Source organism: Streptomyces sp. NPDC005963 (assembly GCF_040638655.1).
Lineage (GTDB): Bacteria > Actinomycetota > Actinomycetes > Streptomycetales > Streptomycetaceae > Streptomyces.
This window is the reverse complement of record NZ_JBEXVD010000001.1, coordinates 756,549-778,179: the sequence shown is the minus strand read 5'-3', so window position 1 is coordinate 778,179 and position 21,631 is coordinate 756,549. Positions and strand designations below refer to the sequence as shown.

At 69.6% G+C, this 21,631-nt stretch carries 17 protein-coding genes; 8 read left to right on the top strand and 9 right to left on the bottom strand.

Going from position 1 to position 21,631, the window contains the following annotated elements:
• Positions 1-33: 33 nt before the first annotated feature.
• Positions 34-1,197 carry an agmatine deiminase family protein gene (locus tag ABZ348_RS03190; RefSeq protein WP_358928739.1) on the bottom strand — a complete coding sequence of 388 codons (1,164 nt, stop codon included), beginning with the start codon at positions 1,195-1,197 and terminating at the stop codon, positions 34-36.
• Positions 1,198-1,567: 370 nt separating this feature from the next.
• On the opposite strand from ABZ348_RS03190, the gene ABZ348_RS03185 reads away from it, so the two are divergent.
• Positions 1,568-2,149 (top strand): helix-turn-helix domain-containing protein, encoded by a 582-nt coding sequence (locus ABZ348_RS03185; RefSeq protein ID WP_358928737.1) that lies wholly within the window; start codon positions 1,568-1,570, stop codon positions 2,147-2,149.
• Between the two features lie 71 nt (positions 2,150-2,220).
• Here the strand turns inward: ABZ348_RS03185 and ABZ348_RS03180 are convergent, their stop codons facing one another.
• The 3 genes from ABZ348_RS03180 to ABZ348_RS03170 are packed head-to-tail and all read right to left on the bottom strand — an operon-like array spanning position 2,221 to position 8,491.
• Positions 2,221-3,504 (bottom strand): hypothetical protein, encoded by a 1,284-nt coding sequence (locus tag ABZ348_RS03180; RefSeq protein ID WP_358928735.1) that lies wholly within the window; start codon positions 3,502-3,504, stop codon positions 2,221-2,223.
• Positions 3,501-4,694: a hypothetical protein gene (locus ABZ348_RS03175; RefSeq protein ID WP_358928733.1), complete on the bottom strand. Its 1,194-nt coding sequence runs from the start codon at positions 4,692-4,694 to the stop codon at positions 3,501-3,503. The genes ABZ348_RS03180 and ABZ348_RS03175 overlap by 4 nt, the downstream gene beginning before the upstream one ends.
• Entirely contained in the window at positions 4,691-8,491 is a 3,801-nt protein-coding gene (locus ABZ348_RS03170; RefSeq protein WP_358928731.1) for a tetratricopeptide repeat protein, read from the bottom strand. Before ABZ348_RS03170 ends, ABZ348_RS03175 begins: the two co-directional genes overlap by 4 nt.
• Before the next feature lie 95 nt (positions 8,492-8,586).
• Between ABZ348_RS03170 and ABZ348_RS03165 the strand changes: the two genes are divergently transcribed.
• Complete coding sequence (locus ABZ348_RS03165; RefSeq protein WP_358928729.1) at positions 8,587-8,922, top strand: trypco2 family protein; 336 nt, start codon at positions 8,587-8,589, stop codon at positions 8,920-8,922.
• Between the two features lie 62 nt (positions 8,923-8,984).
• Here the strand turns inward: ABZ348_RS03165 and ABZ348_RS03160 are convergent, their stop codons facing one another.
• From ABZ348_RS03160 to ABZ348_RS03140, 5 genes are all read right to left on the bottom strand, one after another.
• Positions 8,985-11,081 carry an MMPL family transporter gene (locus ABZ348_RS03160; protein ID WP_358928727.1) on the bottom strand — a complete coding sequence of 699 codons (2,097 nt, stop codon included), beginning with the start codon at positions 11,079-11,081 and terminating at the stop codon, positions 8,985-8,987.
• Positions 11,082-11,300: 219 nt separating this feature from the next.
• Positions 11,301-12,554 (bottom strand): NAD(P)/FAD-dependent oxidoreductase, encoded by a 1,254-nt coding sequence (locus ABZ348_RS03155; RefSeq protein ID WP_358928725.1) that lies wholly within the window; start codon positions 12,552-12,554, stop codon positions 11,301-11,303.
• A 398-nt stretch (positions 12,555-12,952) separates the two neighbouring features.
• A complete protein-coding gene (locus ABZ348_RS03150; RefSeq protein WP_358928723.1) occupies positions 12,953-13,444 on the bottom strand; it encodes a peptidylprolyl isomerase in 492 nt (163 codons plus the stop codon).
• A gap of 233 nt (positions 13,445-13,677) precedes the next feature.
• Positions 13,678-14,460: a DJ-1/PfpI family protein gene (locus tag ABZ348_RS03145; RefSeq protein WP_358928721.1), complete on the bottom strand. Its 783-nt coding sequence runs from the start codon at positions 14,458-14,460 to the stop codon at positions 13,678-13,680.
• Positions 14,420-15,487, bottom strand: a complete 1,068-nt coding sequence (locus ABZ348_RS03140) for a DJ-1/PfpI family protein (RefSeq protein ID WP_358928719.1) — start codon at positions 15,485-15,487, stop codon at positions 14,420-14,422. Before ABZ348_RS03140 ends, ABZ348_RS03145 begins: the two co-directional genes overlap by 41 nt.
• 376 nt (positions 15,488-15,863) lie before the next feature.
• Here ABZ348_RS03140 and ABZ348_RS03135 point away from each other — a divergent pair, with 376 nt between their 5' ends.
• The 6 genes from ABZ348_RS03135 to ABZ348_RS03110 are packed head-to-tail and all read left to right on the top strand — an operon-like array spanning position 15,864 to position 21,577.
• The gene (locus tag ABZ348_RS03135) at positions 15,864-16,592 is read left to right on the top strand and encodes a DUF1684 domain-containing protein (protein WP_358928717.1); all 729 of its coding nucleotides are present in this window, start codon (positions 15,864-15,866) and stop codon (positions 16,590-16,592) included.
• Between the two features lie 48 nt (positions 16,593-16,640).
• Complete coding sequence (locus ABZ348_RS03130) at positions 16,641-18,155, top strand: ABC transporter substrate-binding protein (RefSeq protein ID WP_358928715.1); 1,515 nt, start codon at positions 16,641-16,643, stop codon at positions 18,153-18,155.
• Positions 18,155-19,120, top strand: a complete 966-nt coding sequence (locus ABZ348_RS03125; RefSeq protein ID WP_358928713.1) for an ABC transporter permease — start codon at positions 18,155-18,157, stop codon at positions 19,118-19,120. Before ABZ348_RS03130 ends, ABZ348_RS03125 begins: the two co-directional genes overlap by 1 nt.
• On the top strand, positions 19,117-20,010 hold the full coding sequence (locus tag ABZ348_RS03120) for an ABC transporter permease (protein WP_358928711.1): 894 nt from the start codon (positions 19,117-19,119) through the stop codon (positions 20,008-20,010). Before ABZ348_RS03125 ends, ABZ348_RS03120 begins: the two co-directional genes overlap by 4 nt.
• Complete coding sequence (locus tag ABZ348_RS03115) at positions 20,007-20,807, top strand: ABC transporter ATP-binding protein (RefSeq protein WP_358928709.1); 801 nt, start codon at positions 20,007-20,009, stop codon at positions 20,805-20,807. The genes ABZ348_RS03120 and ABZ348_RS03115 overlap by 4 nt, the downstream gene beginning before the upstream one ends.
• Positions 20,804-21,577 (top strand): ABC transporter ATP-binding protein, encoded by a 774-nt coding sequence (locus ABZ348_RS03110; RefSeq protein WP_358928707.1) that lies wholly within the window; start codon positions 20,804-20,806, stop codon positions 21,575-21,577. The genes ABZ348_RS03115 and ABZ348_RS03110 overlap by 4 nt, the downstream gene beginning before the upstream one ends.
• Positions 21,578-21,631 lie beyond the last annotated feature (54 nt).

The following is a 21,631-nucleotide window of genomic DNA, read 5'->3' as shown; positions in this document are numbered from 1 at the left end:
CCCGAAGATGAAGGTCTTGGGGGCGGCGGGCGCTCACGCAGCCGGTTCGCCGGGCTGGTCGTGCGTTGCGCAGTGGATTCCGCCGCCGCCCGAGGCGACGGTGTCGATGGCGATCGGCACGATGTCCCGCTTGGGGAAGTGCTCCTGGAGGATGGAACGGGCGCGCCTGTCGGCCGTGCGGTCGCCGAAGCGGGGCATGAAGACGGCGTCGTTGGCGATGTAGAAGTTGGCGTACGTGGCCAGGAAGTCATCGCCCTCGCCCGTGATCTTCCTCAGATCGGGCTGGGGGAGGTCGATGACCTCGAAGCGTCGTCCGCGGGCGTCCGTCGCCTTCGACAGGACCGACTTCGCCTGGTCGGCGGAGCGTGACCAGGAGTCCGGCGGGGTGCCGGGGTAGGCGCGGTCGAGCAGGACCACACCGGGTTCGGTGAAGCGCACCAGGCTGTCCACATGGGCGTCGGTGATGTCTTCGCCGCGTACGCCCGCGAGCCAGATCACCTTCTCCACTCCCAGGTTCTGCTTGAGCTCCGCTTCGATCGTGTCCCGGCTCTTGCCGGGGTTGCGGTTGGCGTTGACGATCGAGCTCTCGGTGATCAGCAGGGTGCCTTCCCCGTCGGGCTCGAAGGAGCCGCCCTCGGAGATCAGCGGCGCCTGCTCCCGGGGGATCCGGTACCGCTCCAGCACCTTGCGGCCGACCTGGGCGTCGTTCGTGTGCTCCTGCTTGTCGCCCCAGCCGTTGAAGTTGAAGTCGACGCCGATGACCTTGCCGTCCTCCTCGACGAAGACGGGGACGGTGTCGCGGGCCCACAGGTCGTCGACGGCCAGCGGAATGACTTCGACCCCGGAGCCGCACGCCCGCTGGGCCGCCTTCACCTGCGAGGGCCGGGCCATCATGACGACCGCCTCGTACTCGCCGATGGCGCGGGCGATCCGTGCGATGTCCTCCCGTACGTACGGCAGGTCCTCCTCCCAGACCGAGGTGAGGGCCGGCCAGGACATGAACGTACGGGTGTGGCTCTCCCACTCGGCGCCGAGACGACGCTCCGACGCCTTCGAGGTCCGCTGCGGGGAGGCGGCGGGGGCGCTGGACCGCACGGCTTCTCCGGAGGGGCCGCAGGCGACGGCGCCGAAGGCGAAGGTGCCGAGTCCGGCGAGGGCGCGGAGTACGGTCCGGCGGCTGCGGGCGGGATTCGACATGGGGCTCCGATCGTGGGACTGGGCGGGCGGGCGCATCCGGCCCGGGCGGGCTCGGGAGCGCGGCACGAGCCCCTGGAACCAGGGTGCGCGCTCAAGCCGCAAAGGGTCGGAATGCGGGAGGAAGCGATACGGCCGCGTGTCGCCACTGTGCCACTGACTGAAATTTCAGTCAAACGGGAAACGCGATGAACCCGCCGGCTGATCACGGTTCGGTCCGTCTCGTGCCAGGGCGGGAGCACGACCCCGCAGGGCGCCGCGCGAGCGACGGCTCAGCGCCTCACGCGGTGCGCTCGACCGCACGTCACCGGCCCGCGTGCCCGGTGGCGGGCCCCATGCGTCTGCCCCGGAACGTCCCGGTACAGTGCGGGCCATGGCGTCGCGCAGCACTCAGATCCTTGAAGCAGCCGCCCGGGTGATCGCCCGGCGCGGCGTCCGGGGCCTGCGGGTGGAGGAACTCGCGGCCGAAGCCGGAGTCTCCACCGCCTTGATCTACTACCACTTCAAGGACCGTACGGGGGTCCTGCGCCGAACCCTCGAATTCATCAGCGACCGCGCCGAGCGCTACACCACCGACCGGCACCCGGACGATCCGCCACTCACCCCCCGCGACGAGTTGGCACGGACCCTGCTCCTCGAACTTCAGGACACCACGGAGGTACGGGAGAACAGCACCGCCTGGGGCGAGCTGCGCGCGAGCGCCGTCTTCGACGAAGTGCTGCGCGAAGACCTCGCCCGGGCCACCCTGGAATGGGTGCAGGAAGTAGCCGCACTCCTGGGCCGCGTCCGACCCATGGCCCCCGCCTCGGCGCACGCCGCCGCGGCCGAACGGCTCACCGCCCTGCTCGAAGGGCTCAGTATGCGCTGGCTCAGCGGCGCCACCACGATCCCCCACGCACGGGAACTGATGCACGGCGCCATCACCGCCGAACTCGACGCGCTCGGACAGAGCTGAGCCACTTCGGATCCGGCGCTCTGGCATGGCGTCCGGGTACCTACCCCCGAGCCGTGCGGGGGCAACCGGGATCAGGCCCTCGGCCGCCCGCAGAGATGGTCCAACGCGAAGGCACCCGCTTCGGCCTGTAGTTTCCGTTCCGCTTCCAACTGCCGCAGCAGACTTGCGAGCAGGGCGTCGTCCTCCGGGGACTGGAGGAACTCCAACACTGCCCGTTGGAAGGCACCGCGCAGGGTGGAGGGCATCGCGTCGGAGGCGTCGAAGCATATTTCGTCGGCCCCCGCCAACAACTTCAGCACCGCCGAGGTGGCAGGAGTCACCGGTCGTGGGCCCGTACCGCCGTCAGGGAACAACGGACGCTCCGCAGGATTCGCCGCCGTGGCCCAGTCGTTGCGGGTCCTGCGATCGATCAGCTCCTCCATCAACTCCCACGCCGCATCGCTGGACGTGAACACCGCCGCCATGTCGCCCGACACCTCGAAGGCGCGGGGGCCGCCGGTCGGCAGCCCCGGCACCACCTCCGATGTGGCGGTGGGGAGCACGTCGTCGCCGTAGTGGCGACGGATGAAGGAACCCTGGTGTTCATGGGTGCAGTCGCCGCGGTTCAACAGCCCGTACCCGCGATCACCCAGATCCTCGAACGGAGTGGACACCGCCGCTGCACCCGTGCCGGGACCGCCCGCCAGCAGAAGCTTGCGCCACGCCTCCCAGGCGCCCTTCACCCGGGGGTCGTTCCAGGCGATCTCGCCGATGGCCCAGCTCTCATACACCTGGGGGCCGTGGAGTTGGAGGAGCAGGTCCTCGATCCAGTCCGTACCCGGCCACCCCGATGTGGCGCCCGACGCCATACCCAGACACCACCGTGGCTTCGCGGCGGCCCGGGCATCGCCCTGTCGGCTCCACACGATGCTCTTGAGGTCCACCCGCACCGGCACGCCGTAGGCGTGCTGCCGCTGCTCCCCGCTCTCGTCGAGGAGCGTGATCCTGGGCGCCCAGGGGGCGATGGCCGCTCCCGCCAGCTTCTCCGGCAGCGGTTTGGCGTCACGCTCCCGGGCGTACTCGGCCAACTCACCCTGACCGTTGAGTATGGCCACGTCGGGCGGCGAGTCGGTGCGGAGCTGGGCGACCAGCGTCTCCCGCAGGGAGCGGGTCCCCTCGTACACGTACCGTGTCCCCGTCCGTTTGCTGATCTTGGCGAGTGTCGCTTCGAACGGCTTCTCCTCCCCGTCGGTCCACGGGCCGAGGACGACCAGCGTCCGCTGCTCCTCGACCGAGCAACTGGCGGAGGCGAGCGTGGAGACGGCCAACAGGGCACACACCAGGGCCGAACGCACCAGCGGGCGTGATCTCTTCACAGCGTCCTCCAATGGATCGCCAAGTGTCTGCGGCCGTAGTGGAAGAGGGTGAATCCACCGGCCAGGGCGCCCGCGGCGCCCAGGGACAGGCCCACCGAGACGATCGACGTCCACTCCTGCGGATGGGCGCGTCCCAGATCGGCCGCAAGCCGCTCGCCCTCGTCGTCGATCCGGGCGTCGGTCCCGATCTCGTCCTTGATCTCGTCCTTGATCCCCGTGCTCGCCCCGTAGGGAACCGCGATCCGACCGAGCCGATCGGCCATCTCGCGCACGTGGTGTTGTGCACGGTGTTGACCGGCGATGCCGAACGCCACCATCACCAGCGCCAGCACGACCGGGACCGTGTACACCGTCAACAGGGGGCTCCGCACGCGCAGCTGTCCACGGACGAAGTCGAGGGTGCCCACGACCAGGAACAAGAAGAACAACGAGGCCAGTACGGCGATCGACGCCGTGGTCGCGGACAGCGGGCTCCACCCGGACAAGCCGGCGGCGTCGTTGCGCAACTCCTGCTCCAATGTGCGGATGCGGTCGAGAACGGCCGTGGATTCGACCTGGCCCCTGCCGTCACCCAGAAGACCCGATGCGTACTCCATGCCCGCCCGACGCAGCCCGTCGTTGTCATGGTGGCTGTTCGCCCAGTTGATCCAGTCGTCGTAGGCGACCACCAGGCCCGACACCACCCGGATCTCCTGCTCCTGCGCCCTGCTCAGGGCCCGGGTCTGCGCCGCGTTGTTGAGGCTCTGGGACGCCTCGGTCAGCAACGAGGGATAGCGTTCACCGAGCCCGACCAGATCGGTCTGCGGCAGCGGGGCGCCGTCGGACGAACCGAGCCGCCGCCCCGCCTCGTACTGCGCCAGCGTCAGCGAGACCCTGGCGTGGGTCAGTTCGACGAGTGCGGGGGAGTGCCGCTCGCTCAACTGAGCGGTACGGCCGTGGAGATGGAAGTACGCGCTCGCCGCGAGGACGAGGACCGTGAGGGAGACGGCCGGTAACAGCAACATCCTGCCCAGTAGGAACTGAGCGGTGGGCTTGCGCCCGTCCCCGGCCGCGCGGCCCGAAGCCCAACGCCACACCGTGCCCCCCGCCGTACGCCATGAGGCCGGTCGTACGAGTCGCCGCAGGAGGTGTCCGGGAATCTGCCGGACGGGGCGTCGTGCGCCCGGGGTACGGAATCGGCGATCGGTCATGGCTGCCCGCCCTGCTCGTTCTGTCGGGACTTGCGGGACGGCAACCAGCTGCGGAACAGCTCGTGCCGTGGCTCGCCGCGTCGGTGGCTCAGACCGAAGGGGCGGGTGCGGTACGCGTTGTCAACCAGGGCCTCGGCCAGCGCCCGGTTCTCGGGCCGCGGAGCGAGCGGCACCTCTTCGGACAGTCCGAGGTAGCAGGCCGCCAGCTGTTCCCGCAGCTCACGTTCCGACAGGGGGGCGGGGATGGCTTCCGGCAGTCGTTCGAGCTGGTGACGAAGGGTCACCAGGGGCGATTCGCCCGCGCCGCCCCGCACTGCGGATCCGTCGTCCGGCGGTGGTTCGGTCGGGACGCTGGTGACCAGTTGGAGCAGCAGTTCCTGGAGGTCGGCGCGCAGCCGCGCCTGGGCGTGCCGATCGGTGAGCCCCTCTTTGAGGGTGAGCCGGTGCAGCGCCACCCAGGCCCGCCGGGCAGCCACCACGGTGGGCGGGGAGCCGTCGGCGGGCGGGTCGGCGAGGATGCGCACCATGGCCGTACGGGCGGCGGTGCGGTGTCGTGAGTCGGCGGGGACGGCGCCGAGGCAATTGAGTGCGAGTTGCGGTCTTCCGTCCGCGAGGTGGATGCGGGCGAGTCCGAAGGCGGCGCCGCCCAGCGCGCGGTTGCGGTGCCACACCGCCCCGTAGAGTGCGATGGCTTCCTTCGGCCGGCCGAGGAACTCGTGGCAGTAGCCGAGTGCGAGCTTGGGCGCGTACTCGCCGGGGATCGCGGCGTAGACCCGGTCGAAGCACTCCAACGCCGCTTCCATCTCGGCCCGGGAGAGGTGGAGCAGACCGCGGTGCCAGTGCAACCGCCAGTCGTACGCGGCGAGTGCTCCGATGGCGGCCTTGGCCCGGATCAACTCCCGTTCGGCGGAACGGCGTTCGGCGAGGGCCTCGCCGGGATGGTCGCGGGCGATCTCCAGATGGAGCCGACAGCGCAGCAGCGCCCGTTCCGGCGACTCGTCCCAGGCGCTGCTGAGCTGGAGCAGTCCCGCGGGGTCGTCGTAGGAGGTGCGTTGCAGTTCGGTCCGGTTCTCGTCCGCTCCGTCCGGTTTGGGGAGTGGGAGGCCGAGGGCGACGTCCGCCGGTTTGGGGGGACGGGCGGTCAAGCGTCGTTTGACGTTGCCGCCGTGCCGCCATTGATCGAGCGGCGGTGCCTTGCCGAGCTCCCCGTCGAGCGCGGCGGGTGCCGCCCCGAACAGCGGCGACGGCTCGAACGTCTCCTCGCCGAGCCTGAGCGAACGCAACTCCCTCAAGACTCCCCGTAGTTGTACGGACATCTCCTCCGCGGATGCGAACCGCTCCTCGGGCAGCAGTGCCGTGGCACGGTTCAGGAGCCGCCGCAGCGAGGTGGGGCCCAGCCCCGAGGGGTCTTCGGGCACCTGGTCGAGCAGTGTGTGGAGGACCGTCCCGACGGCGTAGAGATCGGCGGGGACGGTCATGCGGGTGTCCGCGTGGAGTTCGGGGGCCGGATACGTCACGGGACCCGGTGCACCGATGGGGCGCACCCCGGCCACGTCGATCAGTTTGATGCCGTCGCCGCAGTGGATCACATTGCTGAGGGAGAGGTCCCCGTAGACGAACTTCCGCTCGACGTGCAGATAGGTGAGCGCGTCCAGGATGCGCAGCCCGTAGGCCGCGATGAACTCGTGCACCCGGTAGTCGTGGAAGGGCTCGATGCGTTGGGCGATCTGGTCGGCGACCCAATGCAGTGGTGCACCGTCGGCGAACTCCATCACGATGAACTTGGCGGTGCTCGCCGGATGGCTGGGGTGTTTGGCGTAGTTGAAGACCTTGATGATCGAGGGGTGGTTGAGGCTGACGAGCCGGAGGCGTTCCATCAGTGCGGTCTTCATCGCACTCGGGTCATCGGGGTCGCGCACCCCCTTCAGGGCGACGGCCCGTTCCTCCAGCATCTGATCGCGGGCCAGGTAGACCTGCCCGTAGCTGCCCTGACCGAGCCGGCCGACGACCCGGTACTGCTGGTGGAGTTCTTGCCCCCGCACGAGCGCGGCACCTCCGACCGCGGTGGCCTCGCCGTCGGGCTCGGGCTCGACGAAGTCATCCGGATCGCCCACGGTGATGTGCGGCAGGTCGATGAGTCCGTTACCCGGCGGGAGCACCACGTATCCGCGGGATGGACGCGGCGGATCGAGGGCCTGTACGGCGTCCTCCACCGCAGTGCGCAGTCGGAACAGTTCGTGGCAGAGGGCTGCGCTGTTGTTCAGGGCGCCGCCCCGGCGTAACTCGGCCAACCGCGCGGCGAGTCGACCGGACGCCGGTTCGCCCTCCGGCCGGGACCGCGGGCCCGTGCGGGCCTCCTGGAGCCTGCGCTCCCGGTGTTCCAGTTCGGCGAGCAGACCCAGCCGTACGGCGACGGCAGCCGCCCGGCGCTCCGCCCAACCGGTGTCGAGCAGCTCTTCGGCAACCCGCTCCAGCAACGGGGAACGGGCGTCGCGGAAGGTCAACAGCAGCCGGCTGTGTCCCGGTTTGAGGAGGGCGTGGAGCAGGGGCAGGACCGCTTCCCCGGTCGGTTCCGCCCGGTCGACGGAGAGGAAGGCGGCCGAGAGCGGTGGGCCCTTGGCGGCGATCCGCTCCAGGAGTCTGCCCGATTCGGTGTTCGGCGTGGTCGGGGCGTCCAGACCCGCCCGGGCGGCAGTGCGGGCGATGAGCTTCTCCGCGGTCCAGCCCGTGGCGTCCAGCGCCAGATCGATGGACCCGGCCAGCGGCTCCCTCGCTCCCGTACCGGGTAACGCGCGGGGATTGCGCTCGCGGTCGGCGAGGATGAGCGTGGAGTGGATGACGGAGAGGGCGTCGAGGTCGTCGTCGGCGGCGAAGGCCAACTCCACCGGTTCCGGGGCGCCGTGCTGGTTCCGGGGGCCTTCCGCCGAGGCCGCCGGGCCGATGCCGGAGCCGACGGAAGTCCGTCTTGACGGCGCCGAAACCCTTCCCGTCCCGCTGCTGGTCCCGGCCGTGGGGCCGCCCTCGCTGAGCCACTGGGTCATGGTGTGCCGCAGACCCGGGGCACGTGCTGATGTGCGGGGGGTGAGATCGAGCGGGATGGTGTGCGAGACGGCGCGCGGTCCCGACACCAGGAGGTGGAGCTCGTCGGACGGCAGGTGCCGCAGGATCGTCTCGGTCGGGATCATATAGGCGTGGCTCAGGGCGACGGGGACCCGTTCGGTGCCGTGCTGGTGGACCAGGATGCCGATGACCCCACCGGTCCTGCTGTGCACCACCCCGCTGCCGCTGAAGCCGTGCCGCACGACGTAGGGCGCTGATTCCGGATCGAGTTGTACCCATTCGGGATAGAGCCCGGGGCCGCCGCGACCCATGAGCCGGGCGTTGATGTCCTCCCCGCCCGGGAGGTCCTGCGGATAGCCGACCGTGTGGACCAACTCGTTGCGCGCCGGTATCTGACGGTGGAGCACGGCGGGCCGCACCGCGGGCTCTTCGACCAGTCGCAGCAGGGCGAGGTCCGCGCTGTAGCGCGAGGTCGGCGGACGGAGGTGTTCGGTCAGCACTTCGGCACGCAGCGGATGTGGTACGGCCGGCCCGGCGGCGGGGAACTCGGCGTACACATGTTCCAGCGGTCGGGGCGACTGGGTGTTCGACCCGTCCCGCGCGGCACGAAGGGGATGGAGTACGACATGGGCGCAGGTGAGCACCAGACCGCCGGGCAGGAGCACTCCCGCTCCCAGGGGCGCGGCCCCTCGGGCCTCCCCCTGGAACAGTCGCACCCGCCAACAGCCGTCGCTCACCGCAGTATCGGAAGTTCCCTCGGGCTCCCTCATACTCCGCAACAATAACCACGATGGGTGGCGATCCGCCCCCGTAGTGTCACGAGAGGGCCGCGATGAGCGCAAGTGGTGGGCGGGGCGGGCACGAAGGTGACGAGACCGCCGGACTGGCCGAGGTGATCGGCCGGATCCGGGAGGAGTTGGAGGCGGCGCAGCGCAGCGCCGAGGGCAGCAGGCTCCGCTTCCTGGTGGAGCGCGTCGACGTCGAGTTCGCCGTACAGATCCGACAGGAGGGCAACGGCAGGGGCGGTCTGCGCATCGGTGTGCTGACCGCCGAGGCAGGGGCCTCGGTCTCGCGGGAGAGGACCCACCGGATTGCCATAGAACTGAAACCGCATGACCGGGACGACCGGCCGGAGGGCCCGGGCATCAGCGTGGGCGGCCCGCGCTAGCGACCGCTTCCGGGCCGGGTCAGCTCGACCGCTCGACTGGTCGAGCTGACCCGGCCCGTGCGTCAGCTGTCCCGCCCGGCTGGACGCCGGCTCAACACCCCCGGCCACCAGGACGCGGGGCCGATGTCCCGCACCAGCGCGGGGACGAGGAGCGAGCGCACCACCAAGGTGTCGAGCAGCACCCCGAAGGCCACGATGAAGGCGATCTGTACGAGGAAGGCGAGCGGGATCACCCCGAGCGCGGCGAACGTCGCCGCCAGCACGACCCCCGCGGAGGTGATCACTCCGCCTGTGGCGACGAGTCCCTTGAACACTCCCTCGCGCACCCCGTGCCGCAAGGACTCCTCCCGCACCCGGGACATCAGGAAGATGTTGTAGTCCACGCCGAGAGCCACCAGGAACACAAAGCCGTAGAGCGGTACGGACGAGTCGGTTCCGGCGAATCCCCAGACGTGCTCGAAGACCAGGGCCGAGACCCCGAGGGTGGCCAGGAAGTTCAACGCCACCGTAGACACCAACAGGATCGGCATCACCAACGAACGCAACAGCCCCATCAGGATGATCAAGATGATGACCAGGACGACGGGGACGATGACCATGCGGTCCCGCTCCGCGGTGACCTGGGTGTCGTACTGCTGAGCCGTGTAGCCGCCCACGATCGCCGCCGCGTCGGGGACCGCATGGAGCGAGGTGCGCAGCCGGGCCACCGCCTCCTTCGCCGCATCGCTGTCCGCCGCGTCCTGGAGGGTGACGTCGATGCGCACCCGACCGTCGACGACGAGCGGCGGACCGCCACCGGGACGCCCCGACTCCGTCACCGCCGCCACGGATGCCACCCCCGGGGTACGGCCTGCCGCCTCCACCACCTGATCCGTCCGGTCCGCAGCGGCGATGACGACCGCAGGGTTGCCCGACCCGCCCGGGAAGTGCCGGGCGAGCGTGCTCTGTGCCGAGACGGACGGCGCGTCCTTGACGAAGATCTCGTCCAGCGGCACACCCTTCGAAGTGAGTGTGGGCGCGAAGGCCGCGCAGGCCAGCAGGCCCACCAGCGAGAGCGACCACACCCGGCGGGGCGCCCGGTCGACCAGTGCGGCCACCCGGGGCCACACTCCCGACGAACTCGTGGACGACTGCGCCGAAGGGGGCTTGGCCGGCCAGTAGGCCGCCCGACCGAGCAGCACCAGCACCGCCGGGAGGAAGGTCAGGGCGCTCAGCACCGAACAGACGATCCCGATGGCGCCGACGGGTCCAAGCGCCCGGTTGTTGGTCAGATCGCTCAACAGCAGCGCCAACAGCCCCAGGGCGACCGTGGCCGCACTGGCGACGATCGCGCCCGTGGACTGCCGCAGCGCGGCCCGTACCGCAAGGAATCGGTCCGTCGTACGGGCGAGTTCCTCGCGGTAGCGCGCCGTCAACAACAGGGCGTAGTCCGTCGCAGCGCCGATCACCAGGATCGACAGGATGCCCTGGACCTGCCCGTCCACCCGCACCACCCCGCGATCGGCGAGGAAGTACACCACCGCGCACGCCAGACCCAGCGCGAACACCGACCCCAGGATGATGACCAGCGGCAGCAGCACGCTCCGGTACACCAACAAGAGGATCACCAGCACCGCTGCGAGGGCCACCCCCAACAACAGCCCGTCGATCCCGGCGAAGGCATCGGACAGATCCGCCTGCGCGGCGGCCGGCCCCGCCAACTGCACCGAGGCACCGGGCACGCTCCCGGCAGTCTTCCGCACCCGGTCGAGCGTCCCCGCTAGTTCGTCTCCGAGGTCGGGGCTGAGCTGCACGATCCCCTGGAGCGCCCGCCCGTCCCGCGAGGGCAGTGCGGGGGACGGCCGCCCCTCCACACCCCGCTCTCCGGCGACGGAGGCCAACGCCCTGGTGGCCGCTGCGCGCTGCGCCCCATCCAGCCGACCGCCGCCGTCGGCGGTCCACACCACGATGGCGGGCACCGTCTCCTGCTGCTGGAAAGCCCGCTGCTCCGTGATGACCCGGGTCGACTCCGCACTCCGCGGCAGGAAGGCGGCCTGGTCATTGGTGGCGACCTCACCCAGCTTCCCCGCGTAGGGGCCCAGCCCCCCGCCGATCGCGAGCCAGGCGATGAGCAGGGCCACGGGGATCAGCCAGCGGGCCCTTCGCGGTGGGGTGGACATGCGCGCTCCGAGTGGTCACGTTCACTTGCCTCAACGAGACCGCCCGGGCCCTTGAGATAGAGAACCGAATCCGACCCGGCCGGGGGTTCCCGGCCGGCCCTGCAACACCGCATGGCGTCGAACCATCCGATGATCGGGATTCCAGAGGTGCCGTCGTTCTGGATGCACCGGGCGCCACACTAGTTCGAGACGATCCGGTGCTCCCGGCCGGGTGACCAGTCAGTTCGAGGACGCGAGGTCCCGGAGCACCGTCCGCGCCGCCCTGGTGCCCGAAGCCAGTGCACCCTGCACCGAGCCGGTCGCCCGGTGGTCGCCGCAGACGTAACGCCCCGGGCCCACCCACGCCGTACGGCTCAGCGGCTGCGGAGGCGGCATGGCGGGCAGCGCATCGGGAACCGTGCGTACGGTCAGCAGCTCCCAGCCGTCGGTTCCGGTGCCGTAGACCTCGGCCAGTGCCGTGCGCACGAGGGCTTCGCGCCCCGGCTCATCGGCGCCGAGTACGGAGGTCGCGACCAGATGACGGCCTGCGGGGGCGTACCCCGACTGGACCTCGCTCAGTACGCAGGTGTTGAGGAACCGTCGCTCCGAATCGGTCAACAGGGTCGGCTCGGGCAGCGGAGAGGGACCGCCCGTCGCGTGGTAGTAGGTCGTGACCACGCGCGATACGGGCACCACGAGCCCGGGTAGCAGCGAGGCAGCAGGCCCGGGCCCGGTCGCCACCACCACGGCACGCGCCGCGACCTCCTGCCCCGATGCGAGCAGCACCCCGTCGTCGGTGAGCCGCTCGACCGGGCGCTCCAACGACACCACATCGGCCGGCAGCCCCGCCGCCAGCTGGGCGGGCACCGCACCGATGCCCCGGGCCGGAAGGCAGAGCGTGCCCCGCACCATGCTGCGCCACACCAGATGGAAGAAGCGGCTGGACGTCTCCAACTCGTCCTCCAGGAACACGCCCGACAGGAAGGGCCGGAAGAACCGCTCGATGAACTCCTCGGAGAACCCCGCAGCCGAGAGCGCCGTCCAGGTGGTGCGGTCCTCTCCGCGCTTGAGCGGTCCGACCGGCCCGAGCACGTCCCGTGCCGAGAGCACCCCCAGCGCCAGGAGGTCCCGCGCGGAAGCGAGGCGCCCGGGGCGGAGGTCGGAGAACCGGTGGGGTGCGCGGGTGGGGTCGGTGAAGCGGAGGTTGCCGCGCTCGGTGTGCACCACCACTCCCGGGGTGAAGGGGCGCAGCTTCAGGGCGGGCAGGGACAGCCGTCGTTTCACCTGGGGGTAGGAGGTGTTGAACACCTGGAAGCCGCGATCGATGACGAAGCCCTCGTGCCGGTCGGACCTCATTCGGCCGCCCACGCCGTCCGACGCCTCGACCACCCGGACGCTCAGCCCGGCCCGCAGCAGGTCGACGGCGCACGCCAGCCCGGCGAGCCCCGCTCCGACCACCAGCACGTCCGGGGACGCTCCGCTCATCGCAGGCATGGCAGCCGCCCTTCCTCCGAGCCGTACCGCGGTCGCGACCGGGCTCGGCCCTCGTCATGGATTGGTCCTCTGCGCTTCTTCCCGCGGGCGGCGGTCCATGGATGCGGACGGGCGAGGTTCGTCCGAAGGCGCTCGGTGCCGGTGGCAGGTGGCTCACAGTCCCGGCGCGCCGTACCCGGCTGCGGAGAACGGTGGAGGGGGCCGCCCGCTCCGCGGACAGCCCCCTCCACCATGTCTCCGAACCACTCATCCGTGCCGTCGCGACGGTGTGACCGACACTCGGTCGAACGAGAGCCCCAGAAGGCCCATGCGTCCGACCCGGCCCTGCACAGCGGCTCTCATCAGCTGAGGGCTGGTGCAGGTCGAGCAGGTCACTCGGGTGAGCGGGAGGCGCTTCGTCAGCCGGCGTCCTTCACGACCTCGGCCGACTCGATGACGATCTGCTCAAGCGGCACGTCCTGGGCGTTGGTCGGAGTCTGCGCGATCTTGTCGACGACGTCCTCACCCTCCACCACCTTGCCGAACACGGCGTAGCCCCAGCCATCCTGCCCCGGGTAGTCCAGGAAGTCGTTGTCCTTCACATTGATGAAGAACTGCGCACTGGCGGAGTGGGGAGCCGAGGTCCGGGCCATGGCAACGCTGTACTTCGCGTTCTTCAGGCCGTTGCGCGCCTCGTTCTCCACCGTCTTGGGCGCGGGCTTCTGTCGCATCTTGCTGTCCAGGCCACCGCCCTGGACCATGAAGGTGCCGATCACCCGGTGGAAGATGGTGCCGGTGTAGTGACCGCTGTCGAGGTAGCTCAAGAAGTTGGCGACCGACTTGGGGGCCTTCTCATCGTCGAGTTCGAGCACGATGTTGCCCTTGGATGTGGTCAGACGAACTGTGGTCATCAAATCCCCACTCGAAATGCCGTAGTCAACTGCTGGGTAGACCCAACACGATTTCGTCCGAGTGGTGGATGACTGTCAGTCGGGCCACGCATCCGGACTGTGGCTAGCCGCCAGCCTCAGCAGTCTCTCATAGGAGCCGTGCCGTCACTCGGCTACCACACCCGCCGACATCGCTCCACGTCACAGGGGTGTACGGCCACCCGGCACCGGCCCGGCCCCGGGTGCCGTGGCCGTCAGACCTGGGACTGGGCCAGCAGTTGCAGGGCCAACTCTTTGAGCCAGGGCTCCGCCTCCGCCGCGTTTCCCGAATCGAAAGGGGGCTGCGGGTCGTATTCGAGTGCGAGCTGGAGCGCTTGGGCCGTGGTGTCGCCGGCCATCAGCGCGGACAGCTGGAGGGCCATGTCCAACCCGGCGGACACGCCCGCCGCCGTGATGATCTTTCCGGAGCGCACATAGCGTTCCGGGACGTAGGTCACACCGTAGACGGATTCGAGATAGGGCGCCGACGCCCAGTACGTCGTCGCCTTCCGCCCCTCCAGCAGACCCGCGGCGGCGAGCACGAGGGAGCCCGTGCACACGGAGGTCGTCCAGCGGGTGTGCCGGTGCACCTTGCGTATCCACTCCAACAGAGATCGATTCGCGATCGTGCTCGTCGTACCCCGCGCCCCGGCTCCCGGCACCAACAGCACATCGAACCGGTCGACGTCGGCGATCGACCGCTCGGCCATCACCCGGAGGTCGCCCGTGTCCGTACGCACCGGCCCTCGGCGTTGCGCCACCATCGTGACCTCCGCGCCGGGCAGCCGGGACAGCACCTCCGCGGGGCCGGTGGCGTCCAGCACGCTGAAGCCGTCGTACAACAGGATGCCGATGCGGGGGCCCGGCCGCACCGGGCTGGTGGCGTGGGCCGCCGTGCTCCCGGCCAGGCCGACCGTGGTGAGCGCCGCACCGGCCGCCGTGGTGCGCAGCAGGGTCCTACGGGTCGGCGCAGGCCCTGACTTCGAGAAGTGACTCAAGGGGGGATTCGAGGGGGGATTCGTCATGGCGGGGAAGTCTGCCGGCGGGCGGGGTCTTCGGACGAGGCATGTCCGGCATCCTGCGAATCCTGTCCCCGGTGACCCCGTAGTGGTCCAGGAACGCCTGCCGCAGGGTCTCCGCCGATCCCAGACCGCACCGGCGGGCGATGGCCGCCAGCGGGAGATCGGACGACCGTACGAGGTGGGCCGCGGCTTCGGTCCGCGCGGACCGCACCGCCCTCGCCGGGGTCACTCCGAGGTGCGTCGCGAACAAGCGGGTCAGATGACGGGTGCTGACGCCCGCCCGGAGCGAGAGGGCACGCGGGGTGAGGTCGCCCGCCAGATGGGCGGCGATATGGCGGGTGAGGTCCTGCACCAATCTGTCACCCGGTGGCGGGGCGGAGAGGAACATGCTGATCTGGGCCTGATCGGCTGGGCGGTGCAGATAGGAGACCAACTGGCGGGCCACCGCCCGGGCCAGCGTCGGGCCGTGGTCGTCCTCGATCAGGGACAGGGTGAGATCGAGGGCGCTGGTGACGCCCGCGGAGGTGTAGACGTTTCCGTCGCGGATGTAGAGCGGACCGACGTCGACGGCGACCCGGGGATGATCGGCGGCCAACTGTTCCCCGTATCCCCAGTGCGTCGTCACCCGCCGGTGGTCCAGCAGTCCGGCCGCGGCCAGGATGTAGGTGCCGGTGCACACCGAGGCGATGCGGCGACTGCACTGTGCCAATCGGCGGACCTGGGCGAGCAGCCGACTGTTCGCCGCCGCGGCAGGGGTGCCGGTACCGCCCACCACCAACAGGGTGTCCAGACGTCCTGTCACCGACTCCAGCTCGCACCCCGCCCCCAGGACGATGCCCGTCGAGGTGCGGGCCGGACGCTGCCCGAGCGTGCCCAACTCGACGGCGTACCGGGGCGTTGCGCCCTGCCGGTTGGCGATGTCCAGGGCGCCGCTCGGGCACGCGACGTCGAGGATCTGCGCGTTGTCGAAGGCCACGATCAGGATGCGCCGCTCGTCGTCCATGCGGTGATGCCATCACGGTCGACGGGGGCGGCCCAGGGCCTGGAGTGCGGATGGCCGGATCAAGGCGGTGTTGGCCGTGATCGAGCCCTCGGGGGTGTGTCTCTACGGGCGGGAACGTCCGGGTGCGCGGGTTCGAAGGGAAGCCACCGTTGCGTCCGCGGGCCGCAAACCCAACATGGCCCACCCGAAGAGCAGAAACACGGATCACGGAATCCGGGGCGGCGCCTGATGCCGTCTGATGGCGTCATCTCACCATGTGTCACAACTTGACATTAGTTCGTCTTATGCAAGATAAAGAGCAAGCTTTGGGTTGAACTTCACGCCAAGTGACTTTTGGGCGTGAAGTCGTCGAATCGTCTACGCGAGAGTCCATGCCGTGTCACACCCCGTCGTCCCTGATCAGCCGTCCCTTGACCCCGTGGGGGAGTGGGAGGCGTGGTGCGTCGAGCGACACCGCTCGCTCGCGTCCGCGACCGGGAATCTCGCGCTGGTGGAGACCCGCTGGCTCCCGCGGGGCGAACGACCCGATCCGGAGGCGGCGAGCCGAGGGCAGGAGCCGGGAGTGACGGTCACCACGGTGGAGCGCACCGACCCCCTCACGGGAGAGCCCGAGCACGCCCTGCGGTTCTGGGACCCTCGTTCGCCTGCGATCGCGGCCTTCGAGCGCACGGACGTCTTCCCGTATGACCCGGCTTGGGTCCTCGATGCCTCGTACACGCCGGTTCCCGGAGCCCGCAAGGTCGCCTTCGAGCACATCCGGGACAACGGCGGTACGCGTGACCTGGTCGTCCCGGGAGACATCGCGCTCACGGTGGATGGTCGGGACTATCGACTCAGCGCCTTTGATGACAACGGTGTCCTGCTGCTGGTCTTCGGCGACCCGACCAACGGCGACACCACGTACGGCGCCGGGCGCTTCCTCTTCGTCACACCGACAGGTGAGGGCACCGTGCGGCTCGACTTCAACCGTGCATTCGTGCCGCCGTGTGGATTCTCCGATCAGTACAACTGTCCGATGCCGCCGCAGCAGAATCGTTTCCACCTGCCGATTTCGGCCGGCGAGAAGCGGCCTCTCTTCCGCGGCGGCGTCCCCGCACAGCACTGATCACCCCATCCCCATCCGCATCGCCGCACGAAAGCGCCCCTCACTGTCATGAGCATCAAGAAGTCAGCCCTGTACGCCACCGCCACGGCAGCCACGCTCGCCCTGACCCTCAGCGCCTGCGGCACCACCACCACCGGCAGTGCATCGGGCGGCGGACACGACGCCGACGCCACCGTCAACATCGGCTCCCTCTACGAACCGCAGAACCTCGACAACACCGCAGGCGGCGGCCAGGGCGTCACCGAAGCCCTCAACGGCAATGTGTACGAAGGGCTGTTCAGACTCACCGACGGCGGCAAGGTCGAACCGCTCCTCGCCCAGTCCCACCAGGTCAGCCCCGACGGGCTCACCTACACCTTCACCCTGCGCGACAACGTGACCTTCCACAGCGGCAAGAAGCTCACCAGCCAGGACGTCAAGTACAGCCTGGAGAAGGTGACCGCGAAGGACTCCCAGTCCGCGCGCAAGAGCAACCTCGAAGTCATCAAGTCCATCGCGACGCCCGACCCGAAGACCGTTCAGGTCACCCTCGCACAGAAGTCCATCTCCTTCGTCTACAACCTGTCCTACGTCTGGGTCATCAACTCCGAGGCGAAGGACCTCAAGACGAGCGAGGACGGCACCGGCCCCTACCAACTCGGCAAGTGGACCCGTGGGTCCGCACTCAGCCTGAACCGCTTCGCCGACTACTGGGGCGAGGCGGCCACCAACAAGCAGGTCGTCTTCCGCTACTTCAAGGACGCCACCGCACTCAACAACGCACTGCTGACCAACGCCGTCGACGTGGTCACCAGCGAGCAGTCCCCGGATGCGCTCGACCAGTTCGAGAACAACCCGAGCTACAAGGTCAACGAGGGCAACTCGACCACCAAGCTCCTGCTGGCCTTCAACGACAAGGTCAAGCCCTTCACCGACGTCAAGGTGCGCCAGGCCGTGTCCGCCGCCATCGACGACAAGAAGCTGCTGGAGTCCGTCTGGGGCGGCCACGGCAAGCTGATCGGCTCGATGGTCCCTCCCACCGACCCGTGGTACGAGGACCTCACCGCGATCGACACCTATGACACCGAGCGTGCCAAGACCCTGCTCACCGAGGCCGGATACCCCAAGGGCTTCAGCTTCACCCTGGACACCCCCAACTACGACCCGCACCCCACCGCTGCCACCTTCATCAAGTCGCAGCTCGCCAAGGTCGGCATCACCGTCAAGATCAATACGATCACCCCGGACGAGTGGTACACCAAGGTCTACAAGAACCGCGGCTTCGAAGCCACCCTCCAGGAGCACGTCAACGACCGCGACCTGGTCTGGTACGGCAACCCCGACTTCTACTGGGGCTACAACGACCCGCAGGTCACCCAGTGGGTCGAGCAGGCCGAACAGTCCTCCACCGCGGCCGAGCAGACGGAACTCCTGAAGAAGGTCAACCGCAAGACCGCCGAGGACGCCGCCAGCGAGTGGCTGTACCTCTACCCGCAGATCGTGGTCGCCAACAGCAAGCTGTCCGGCTACCCGCTCAACGGCCTGAACTCGCAGTTCTACGCCTACGACATCAAGAAGGGCTGATGGCGTGCTACCTCCTGCGCCGCTTCGCCTTCCTGCTGGTGTCCCTGGCGTTGGCGAGCGTCGTCCTGTTCGTCCTCTTGCGCATGTTGCCCGGAGACCCTGCCAACGCGCTCACCTCGGTGGGCGCGTCCCAGGAGCAGATCGCAGCAGCCAGGGAGTCGATCGGTTCGGACCGGCCACTGCCCGAACAGTTCGTCCACTGGATCGGGCAGCTCGTCCGCGGCGACCTCGGCAACTCCTTCATCAGCTCGCTGCCGGTCCAACCCGAGATCAGCGCACGGCTCAACGTGACCGTCCCGCTGACCCTGGCCGCCTTCGTGCTCGCCGTGCTCATCGCCGTCCCCGCCGGCTTCATCGCCGCACACCGCCGTCGCACCTGGTACGGCGCCCTCCTCAGCGGAGTGTCGCAGTTGGGCATCGCGATCCCGGTGTTCTGGCTCGGCATGATCCTGATCGCGGTGTTCGCCCTCAACGCCCGCTGGCTCCCCGCCGGCAGCTTCCCGCCCGACGGCTGGGCCCAACCGGGCGAAGCGATCCGCTCACTGGTCCTGCCCGTCGTCACCATCGCCCTCGTGATGAGCGCATCCCTGATCCGCTACGTACGGTCCGCCACGCTCGACGTCCTGGGCAGCGACTACCTCAGAACCGCCCGCGCCCTCGGGTCCTCCTTCGGCGGGGCCATGTGGCGACACGGCCTGCGCAACGCCTCGGTGCCCGTGATCTCCATCCTCGGGATCGAACTCGCCTCCACCCTCCTTGGAGCGGTCGTCGTCGAGTCGGTGTTCGCGCTGCCAGGGCTCGGCTCGATGCTCGCGACCGGCATCAGCCAGCACGACTATCCGGTGATCCAGGGAATCCTGTTCGTCTCCACGCTCGCCGTCCTCCTCATCGGATTCGCCGCCGACCTCGTCCAACGGATCATCGACCCACGGCTGCGCACCGGACTGTCGGGAGGCACCCGATGACCACCCGAACCCCTTCCGTCACGCCCGTGGGAATCCCCAGTCCCACACCCCCCGCCGGCCCGCGGAAACGATCAGCCGCCAGGTCGTACACCCTGATCACCGGCTGCACCCTGGCCGGGCTGATCGCCCTCCTCGCCCTGGTCTCGTACGTCTGGCTCCCCTACGCCCTGGACGACACCTCCGGCGGACGGCTCACCGCGCCCGGAGCGGACCACGTCCTCGGCACCGACAAACTCGGTCGCGACCTGTTCACCCAGGTGATGAACGGCTCCCGGATCGCGGTCCAAGCCGGCCTGGGATCGGTCCTGATCGCCGCCACCATCGGCGTCACCCTCGGGGTGCTCGCCGCGTTCGCCGAGGGCTGGCTCGACGACACGGTCTCCGCCTTCCTCGACATCCTCATCGCATTCCCCACCCTGCTCCTCGCGATGCTGATCGTCGCCGCCCGCTCGGCCACGCTCAGCTCCGCCGTACTGGCCATCGGACTCGCCCAGAGCGCGATCGTCGCCCGGCTGGTCCGCATCCTCGTCAAACGGGTCCTCGCCCTCGACTACATCACCGCCGCACGGACCTCGGGCACCTCCTGGATCCGCATCGTGGCCGGACACGTGCTCCCCAACATCTGGCCCACGCTCATCGTGAACCTGGCCCTCCAGTTCGGGCTCGCGGTGCTCGCCGAAGCCGGTCTCTCCTATCTGGGCCTCGGTGCCCCGCCGCCCCACGCGTCCTGGGGGCGGATGCTGCAAGAAGCACAGGCAACCTTCACCACCGCACCCGCCGGCGCACTCGCCCCGGGCATCCTCCTCGTCCTCCTGGTCATCGGCGTCAACCTCATCGCCGACGGGCTGAGGGACACCCTCGACCCGGCCACCAAGAGCAGGCGCGCATGAGCATCCTCGACATCCGCGACCTGACGATCCGCACCGCGGACGGGCGCACCCTGGTCGACCGCCTCTCACTGAGCATCGAGCCGGGACAACGGCTCGGCCTCATCGGCGAATCCGGCTCGGGCAAGTCCCTCACCTCGCTCGCGACCCTCGGTCTGCTGCCCGACGGCATGACCACGAGCGGCAGCATCACCCTGGCCGGTACCCAGGTCATCGGCGCCCGCGAACGGAACCTGCGGCGCGTACGGGGCAGGGACGCGGCCATCGTCTTCCAGGAGCCCCTGACCGCGCTCGACCCTCTGATGCGCGTCGGCCGACAGCTCGCAGGCCCGCTCGCCCGGCGGCACGGCCTCAAGGGCACCGAGCTCCAACACGCGGTCACCGCCGCCCTGGAGCAGGTACGGCTCCCCGATCCGCAGCGGATCAGCCGTGCGTTCCCGCACGAGATCTCAGGCGGCCAACGCCAACGGGTCGCCCTCGCCATGGCCCTGGCCTGTGACCCCCGACTCCTCATCGCCGACGAACCCACCACGGCCCTCGACGTGACGGTCCAGTCCGAACTGCTGACCCTGCTGGACACACTGGTGCGCGAACGGGAGATGGCCGTCCTGTTCGTCAGCCACGACCTCGCGGTGGTCGCCGAGATCGCCGAACGCGTCCTCGTACTGAAGGACGGGCGGGCCGTGGAAGAGGGGACCGTGGCCGAGATCGTCAGCACTCCCCGCGAGCCCTACACCAAGGCCCTGGTGGACAGCGCGCGCCAGCTGGAATCGGCACTCGACCCGAGGAACGGACGATGACCCCCGTACTGGAGTTGGACGACGTCTCCTTCACCTACCGAGGACGCACCGCGCCCGTCGTCCAGAACATCGCCCTCACCGTCGAACAGGGGCAGAGCCTCGCCCTCGTCGGAGAATCCGGCGCGGGGAAAACGACCCTCCTGCGGCTGCTCCTCGGACTCACGAGCCCCACCGCCGGAGCCGTCCGGTTCGACGGCGACGAGCTCAGGCTCCGCGACCGCGAACTGATGCGACGGTTCCGACGCAGTGTGCAGTGCGTCTTCCAGGACCCCTACTCATCGCTCGACCCGCGTCGACGCGTCGGGCACATCGTCTCCGAACCACTGCGTTCGCTCGGACTGGACACGCGCGCCACGGCCGGGCCCAAGGTGGCCGCCGCGCTGGAACGCGTCGGGCTGTCGGCCGACGCCGCCGAGCGCTACCCCCATGAGTTCTCCGGTGGGCAGCGGCAGCGCATCGCGATCGCCCGGGCGACCGTGTGCGGCCCACGGGTACTGCTCGCCGATGAGCCGGTCAGCGCCCTCGACGTGACGACCAGGGTGAAGGTCGTCGACCTGCTCAACGAACTCAAGCGGGATCACGGACTGACGATGGTGATGGTCTCCCACGACCTGTCGGTGGTCGCCTCGCTCTGCGAGCGCACGGCGGTCCTGGAGAACGGCCGCATCGTCGAGCAGGGCGCCACCGCGGACGTACTGGTCACACCACGACACCCCTACACGGCCCGGCTGGTGGCGAGCGTGCCCAGGCTGCCGGCAGCCAGCCGCTGACAGCCCCGTCGATCCGACGCGTACGAGGGGCCGACCCGCCCTTTGCACCGGCGG